7 protein-coding genes are annotated in these 6,159 nt (G+C 63.6%); 4 read left to right on the plus strand and 3 right to left on the minus strand.

The window, feature by feature from the left end; genetic code table 11:
* Positions 1-132 precede the first annotated feature (132 nt).
* Complete coding sequence (locus AB5Y64_RS12330) at positions 133-813, plus strand: response regulator transcription factor (protein ID WP_113978812.1); 681 nt, start codon at positions 133-135, stop codon at positions 811-813.
* A gap of 14 nt (positions 814-827) precedes the next feature.
* Positions 828-2,147, plus strand: coding sequence for an ATP-binding protein (locus tag AB5Y64_RS12335; RefSeq protein ID WP_234823648.1), 1,320 nt, complete (start codon positions 828-830; stop codon positions 2,145-2,147).
* Positions 2,148-2,236: 89 nt separating this feature from the next.
* Here AB5Y64_RS12335 and AB5Y64_RS12340 read toward each other — a convergent pair whose 3' ends face one another.
* The 3 genes from AB5Y64_RS12340 to AB5Y64_RS12350 form a co-directional block, all read right to left on the minus strand.
* Positions 2,237-2,647 (minus strand): DUF6515 family protein, encoded by a 411-nt coding sequence (locus AB5Y64_RS12340; protein WP_010672950.1) that lies wholly within the window; start codon positions 2,645-2,647, stop codon positions 2,237-2,239.
* A 1-nt stretch (position 2,648) separates the two neighbouring features.
* The gene (locus AB5Y64_RS12345; RefSeq protein ID WP_103859030.1) at positions 2,649-2,942 is read right to left on the minus strand and encodes a hypothetical protein; all 294 of its coding nucleotides are present in this window, start codon (positions 2,940-2,942) and stop codon (positions 2,649-2,651) included.
* Positions 2,943-3,088: 146 nt separating this feature from the next.
* Positions 3,089-3,649 carry a carbonate dehydratase gene (locus AB5Y64_RS12350; RefSeq protein ID WP_010672952.1) on the minus strand — a complete coding sequence of 187 codons (561 nt, stop codon included), beginning with the start codon at positions 3,647-3,649 and terminating at the stop codon, positions 3,089-3,091.
* 221 nt (positions 3,650-3,870) lie between these two features.
* Here AB5Y64_RS12350 and AB5Y64_RS12355 point away from each other — a divergent pair, with 221 nt between their 5' ends.
* Both AB5Y64_RS12355 and AB5Y64_RS12360 read left to right on the plus strand, forming a co-directional pair.
* The gene (locus AB5Y64_RS12355) at positions 3,871-4,512 is read left to right on the plus strand and encodes a ribonuclease (protein WP_104455314.1); all 642 of its coding nucleotides are present in this window, start codon (positions 3,871-3,873) and stop codon (positions 4,510-4,512) included.
* 203 nt (positions 4,513-4,715) lie between these two features.
* Positions 4,716-5,762, plus strand: coding sequence for an NAD(P)H-dependent flavin oxidoreductase (locus AB5Y64_RS12360; protein ID WP_368203908.1), 1,047 nt, complete (start codon positions 4,716-4,718; stop codon positions 5,760-5,762).
* Positions 5,763-6,159: the final 397 nt, after the last annotated feature.

Genomic DNA, 6,159 nt, shown 5'->3' on the forward strand with positions numbered 1-6,159 from the left:
AATGACGATCACGGCGGCACTCTACCCCAGAGCCGGGTTAAGGCTCTTTGCGCCAAGCGTAAGGGTTTCGTAAAAATGGCTGCCAAGTGCGTGGCAAGCGGCGAAAATGGCCGCCGACAAGGGAGACCGCATATGAAGATCCTGCTGGTGGATGATGATGCCGAACTGGGCGCCATGTTGAGTGAATACCTGGGGGGAGAGGGGTTTGATACCACCCAGGTGCTGACCGGAGGGGAAGGTGTGCACCATGCCCTCTCCGGCCGTTACAGCGCCCTGCTGCTGGATGTGATGCTGCCCGACTTGAGCGGCACCGAGGTGCTGCGCCAGGTGCGCCAGCGCAGCCGCCTGCCGATCATCATGCTGACCGCCAAGGGGGACAACGTGGATCGAGTGGTGGGACTGGAGATGGGGGCCGATGACTATGTGCCCAAACCCTGCTACCCCAGGGAGCTGGTGGCCCGGCTGCGGGCCGTTCTGCGGCGGGTCAACGAGGGGGGGAGCGCAACCCCCTCGCCGGATGCCCTCATCCTGGGGGAGCTGACGGTCACCCCGGCCAACCGGGTCTGCCTCTGGCAGGGGGAGCCGCTGGAGCTGACCGCCACCGAGTTCAACATGCTGGTGTTGCTGGTGCGAGCACCGGAGCAGGTGGTCACCAAGGACACCCTCTCCCTGCAAGGGGTAGGGCGCCCGCGGGAGGCCTATGATCGCAGCGTCGATGTGCACATCTGCAACCTGAGGCAGAAACTGCAGCAAAAAGCGGGGGAGGCCGTCACCATAGAGACGGTGCGCAGCATAGGGTACAAGATACGGTGATCCTCAAGGGACGTTTGTTCTGGAAGATTCTGCTGGGGTTCTGGCTGGCCATCGTGCTGGTCAGCCAACTGCTCTGGCTCGGTTTTCGTGCCGAGCGTGCTCCCCCGGAAGAGCACCTGGCCCAGCAGTTGGCGAGCCAGCATCTGGAGATGGCGGCAGCCGTGCTGGCAAAGGGGGGAATCGAGGCTGCGACGGCATTGAGCCAGGCCATGTCGCCGCCGTTGCTGCAGATAACACTCCTCGATGTCTCCGATGCGCCTTCCCGGCCAGCGCCCCGGGCATCCAGGCTGCCAGCCTCCGGGGAATCTGGCCCGGGCAGCGTGCTGACACGCACCGTGATTGCCAGCGACGGGCAGACCTATCTGCTGCAGACCAGAGCGGACCCGCGCGTTCTCCCCGGCGGGCCTGCTCCCGGTCCCCTCTCCTGGCTCAACATTCCCCCGCCCATGCTCTGGATTGGCGGCCTGGGGGGACTCTTGTTCAGCATTCTGTTCGCCTGGCACCTGACCCGGCCCATGAACGCCCTGCGGCGCAGCTTCGATCGGGTAGCCAGAGGGGATCTGGGGGTCAGACTCTGGCCCGCTCTGCGCTGGCGCCGGGACGAGCTGACGGAGGTGGCGAAGGAGTTCGATCTCATGGTGGAGCGGTTGCAGCAACTGGTCGAGGGGCGCGAGCAACTGCTTCACGACGTCTCCCACGAGCTGCGATCCCCCCTGGCCCGCATCCAGATGGCCATCGGCCTGGCGGAGCAGCGCCCGGAGAAGGCGAGCGACGCCCTGGCGCGGATCCGGCTCGAGACGGAGCGGATGGACAGGATGATAGGGGAGCTGCTGACCCTCTCCCGTGCCGAGCAGGGCCACGGGCTTGAGCAGAGCCACTACGACCTGCTGGCGCTGGTGGAGACGGTTGTCCAGGATGCCAGGTTCGAAGCCCAGCAATCCGGAGTCGAGATAGCGCTCGAGGCGGCGCTGGGGGAGGGTTGTCTCCTGCTGGGGCATGCCGAGCTGGTGCGCCGCGCCGTGGATAACGTGGTGCGCAACGCACTGCGTTTCTCGCAGTCGGGCCAGATGGTGAATGTTCGCGTGCTGCGCCTGGGCCAGGAGGTGCAGCTCTCCATCGCCGATCGGGGGCCCGGGGTGGAGGAGGGGAAGCTGGCGGGGATCTTCGATCCCTTCGTGCGCATCGGCTCACCCCGCATGGGCAAGGGCTACGGGCTCGGGCTCGCCATCGCCCGCAAGGCGGTGATTCTGCAGGGCGGTACCATCCTGGCGCGCAATCGCGCACAGGGGGGGCTGAGAGTGACCATGACGCTGCCCCTGCATGACCCGTCCTGAGGTACGCGGCTCAGACCCGAGTGGGGTAAAACCCCGGTAATGAAAGAGGGGGCCAAGGCCCCCTGCTCGTATCTGTTCCACCGTGCGATTCAGCGCAGCGCCGCTGGCGGCGGCACCTCGGTGTAGCGCCCGTCTATTTCTCGCAGGTAGTAGTGACCCTCCCTGACGTAATAGCGGCGGCCATCCAGATCCAGGGGGATGAGCCCTGTCTCTGCCACCACCAGGACCTGAGGAGGCGGGGAGACCACCACATAGTGGTTCTCCTGCCGACGGTAGAAGATGCCGTCGAGCACATAGTAGGTGAGCCCGGCCAGCAGCAGGGTTTCCACCCCTCCCGGCAGCCTGTCGACGCGGTGGCCGAAGCCGGGGCCAGCCCCATGGCCGTACTGCGGGGCAGGGCTCTCCCATCCGCCCGGTCTGCCCATGTTGCCCGGGCCCGCCATGGCGGGCAGGGCGATGGCCATGGCAAGCAGCCAGAGTGAAGGGCGGTGCAGACTCATCTCACTGCCCCTTGAGCGGCGCACCGGCGGGCTGGGGTTTGAGTGGCTGGGGCGGCAGTTCGCGCACGCTGACCGTGACCTCGTAGCGGGTATCCGGCTTGGCGGCATCAATGTTTTTGGACAGCGCCTGGACCAGGGCCTGGGGATCCGCACCCTGCTTGCTGGCGTGATAGAGCACGGAGGGGGGCGGTGTCATGGGGCCTCCCTGGCGGGCGCCTATCGGGGGCGGCATCTCGCCGGCATGAAGGAGCGTGGTGCCCAGCAGCAGGGCAAGGGCGACAGGATAGCGTGACATGATGATGACTCCATTGATGGGAACGCCCCCATCAAACGCGACGCGTGCGCCCGGCTCAACCACCTTTACACCCTCTTTTCGCCCTCTTTACAGTTGTGACAACGGGCGCCGTGGCGCCCGTTGTGTGTCGTGAACCGCTCGCCGGATCAAAACTCGTTGGAGAGCGCCTTGTAACCCCTGACCAGGTCGATGTTGGTGTGAGCCACATCCTCGGAGAACTCGGTGGCGTCCACGGTGACGCGCGGGATCTGCGCCAGATCGCTCTGCTGGTTGATGCGGGTGGTGGAGGGGACATAGAAGCCGGGGGGAATATCGCAGCCATCGACCACGGAGTTGTGGCGCACCACGGACCCTTCGCCGATGTGGCAGTTGAACAGCACGCTGTTGAAGCCGATGAAGACCCGGTTACCCACTTCGCAGGGGCCGTGGACGATGCTGCGGTGGGCGATGGAGCTGAACTCGCCGATGGTGACGGCAGCGCCGGATTTGGAGTGGATGACGACGCCATCCTGAATGTTGGAGTTGGCGCCGATGACGATGGGTTCCATGTCACCGCTCTCGTCCACTTCGTCTGCGCGGATCACGGCATAGGGGCCGACAAACACGTTCTCCTTGATGATCACCTTGCCACAGATGATGGCGGTCTTGTCGATATAGGCGGATTCGTCGATAACGGGCAGGTGACCTGAGGGATTCTTGCGGATCATGTTACGTCCTGTTGCTGATGAAATCGGGGAAACGTGGCGCGTCATGAAGGCCCGCCGGAGAGCCAGCTTACGCCTCTGATCCGGCAGGGGAAACCTTTTACTGGTCTGACCCACAGTGAGTAAGGCCATTTCGAGCGATTGTTCTTTGACTCCCTGTTATGGGAGCATGAGGGCGTAAAATGGGGCGCCACCGGGTGCAAAGAGATGAGGGGGAACGAGGGATGAAGCAGGTCATGGTATGGCTGGTGGGGTCGCTGTTGTGGATCTCCGCCGCCCAGGGCAAAGGCTATGCGGGGGAGTTTGACTATTACGCCATGGCTCTCTCCTGGTCGCCCGAGCATTGCGCCATCAAGCCAGGGGATCGGGAGCAGTGCGCCCGCAAGCTGGGGTTCGTGCTGCATGGGCTCTGGCCCCAGTATCAGCGCGGCTACCCCGCCAGCTGCACCCGCGAGCGGCTGGATGCGGACATGGAGCAGCAGTTTGCCGGGCTCTACCCCAGCCGCTTCCTCTATCGTCATGAATGGGAGAAGCACGGCACCTGTTCCGGGCTGAGCCAGGAGGCATTTCACCAATTGGCCAGCGATCTGCGCCAGAAGGTGAAGATCCCGGCCGCCTATCAATCGCCGGAAGAGCCGCTGAGAAAAAACAGCTTCCAGCTCAAGGCCGATCTGGCGAGCGCCAACGAGTGGCTGGCCCCCGATAACATCACGGTGGCCTGCGCTGATGGGGGCCGCTTCCTGCGGGAGATCTACATCTGCATCAACAAGCAGGGAACGGATGCCGTCCCCTGCTCCGACGAGATGCAGAAGCGGGAGCGACGCTCCTGTGGCCAGCCGGACTTCCTGCTGCGCAGCGTGCGCTGACACCTCACGTTCGGGCCCTTCGCGGGCCCGATGTGCAATGAACCTCAAGGGGCCTGATGGATGAAAGCGAAGACAGGATGTCTGGCCGGGAACTGGACAGGCGATATCGCCAGACGACGTGTCAGCACGTCAGGTGCGCTCTGCCGACTCAACCCGCCTCTGGCGCACAATCAGACTGACCATCAGAAACAGGAAACCGTCATATGACGCTCTTTGCCGAACTGGGGATGCGCTATCCCGTCATTCAGGCCCCCATGGCGGGCGTGCAGAACAGCGCCCTGGCGATGGCGGCGACCAGTGCGGGGGCACTGGGCTCCCTGCCTGCCGCCATGCTGAGTGGTGCCGAGCTGCGCCAGGAGCTGAGCCGCCTCGCCGCCAGCGGGCCGGGCCCATACAACATCAACTTCTTTTGCCATCGGCAGCACGAGCCGGAACCGGCTGCGGAGCAGCGCTGGCGCCAGGTACTGTCACCCTATTACACCGAGTTCGGGGTGGATGCCGCGGCGCCGTCGCGAGCCCCCTCTCGGGCCCCCTTCAATGACGAGCATTCGGCCCTGCTTGCAGAGTTCAGACCTGCCGTAGTCAGTTTCCACTTCGGCTTGCCCGAGCCCGAATTGCTTGCCCAGGTAAAAGCCACAGGCGCAAAAGTGTTTGCCAGCGCCACCACGGTGGCAGAAGCGCAGTGGCTTGCTGACCACGGAGCCGATGCCGTCATCGCCCAGGGGCTGGAGGCGGGTGGCCATCGCGGTCACTTCCTGAGTGAGGATCTCAGCTTGCAGCAGGGCACCTTTACCCTTCTGCCACAGGTAGTGGCGGCAGTAGCGATCCCGGTCATCGCCGCCGGGGGCATAGTCGACGGCAAGGGGATCAAGGCTGCCTTGGCACTGGGGGCCAGCGCAGTCCAGGTGGGAACGGCGTTCCTCTGTTGCCACGAGGCGACGACCTCGCCCCTGCACCGTGCGGTGCTGCAGGGGGGGCATGGCCAACACACCGCACTGACCAATCTGTTCAGCGGCCGTCCGGCGCGGGGGATAGTCAACCGCTTGATGCGGGAACTCGGCCCCCTTTCGGTGCTGCCGCCAGACTTCCCGTATGCCAGCGGCGCATTGGCTCCGTTGCGTGCCGCAGCCGAAAAGGCGGGTGACCGCGGTTTCTCGCCACTCTGGGCCGGGCAGAATATATCGGGTTGCCGCTCCATGGCGGCAGCCGAGCTGATCGCTGCCTGGGTTGCTGAGGCAGGACTGGTCTGAGCGTCACTTTGCGATTCTCTTCCTTTATATACGGATTGATATGGTCAGCAACCCTTCGAAGAGGAGACGGTCAGAGAGGAACGGGAGGTAATAGGGGGCAGAATGAGCCCTTCCGGGGCTTGCCCTGTGGGTAAGTCTGTATAAAAACTGTGTCTTGATATGAATAACTAAGAATTGGCATTTTTTTGCAATTTTATTGCGATGAGAGCTTGCTAATGTGATCTATGTCTCTATAATGCGCCTCCATCGACAGGGCGAGCGGCAACGCAAACAAGCCAGTCGGTGCCTCGAAAAAGCCTCGTAAAATAAGGCTTGACTCGAGAAGGCGGTTGAGTAGAATGCCACTCCCGCAGCAGCCAAAAGCTGCGTCGCTCTTTAACAATTTGAATCAAGCAAT

Source organism: Aeromonas sp. R5-1 (genome assembly GCF_040908265.1).
Taxonomy (GTDB): Bacteria; Pseudomonadota; Gammaproteobacteria; order Enterobacterales; family Aeromonadaceae; genus Aeromonas; species Aeromonas caviae.

Excerpts from the sequence above, each read along its gene's own strand:
- AB5Y64_RS12330 (WP_113978812.1), top strand. The coding sequence starts at position 133 with ATGAAGATCCTGCTGGTGGATGATGATGCCGAACTGGGCGCCATGTTG.
- AB5Y64_RS12340 (WP_010672950.1), bottom strand. The coding sequence starts at position 2,647 with ATGAGTCTGCACCGCCCTTCACTCTGGCTGCTTGCCATGGCCATCGCC.
- AB5Y64_RS12345 (WP_103859030.1), bottom strand. The coding sequence starts at position 2,942 with ATGTCACGCTATCCTGTCGCCCTTGCCCTGCTGCTGGGCACCACGCTC.
- AB5Y64_RS12350 (WP_010672952.1), bottom strand. The coding sequence starts at position 3,649 with ATGATCCGCAAGAATCCCTCAGGTCACCTGCCCGTTATCGACGAATCC.
- AB5Y64_RS12355 (WP_104455314.1), top strand. The coding sequence starts at position 3,871 with ATGAAGCAGGTCATGGTATGGCTGGTGGGGTCGCTGTTGTGGATCTCC.
- AB5Y64_RS12360 (WP_368203908.1), top strand. The coding sequence starts at position 4,716 with ATGACGCTCTTTGCCGAACTGGGGATGCGCTATCCCGTCATTCAGGCC.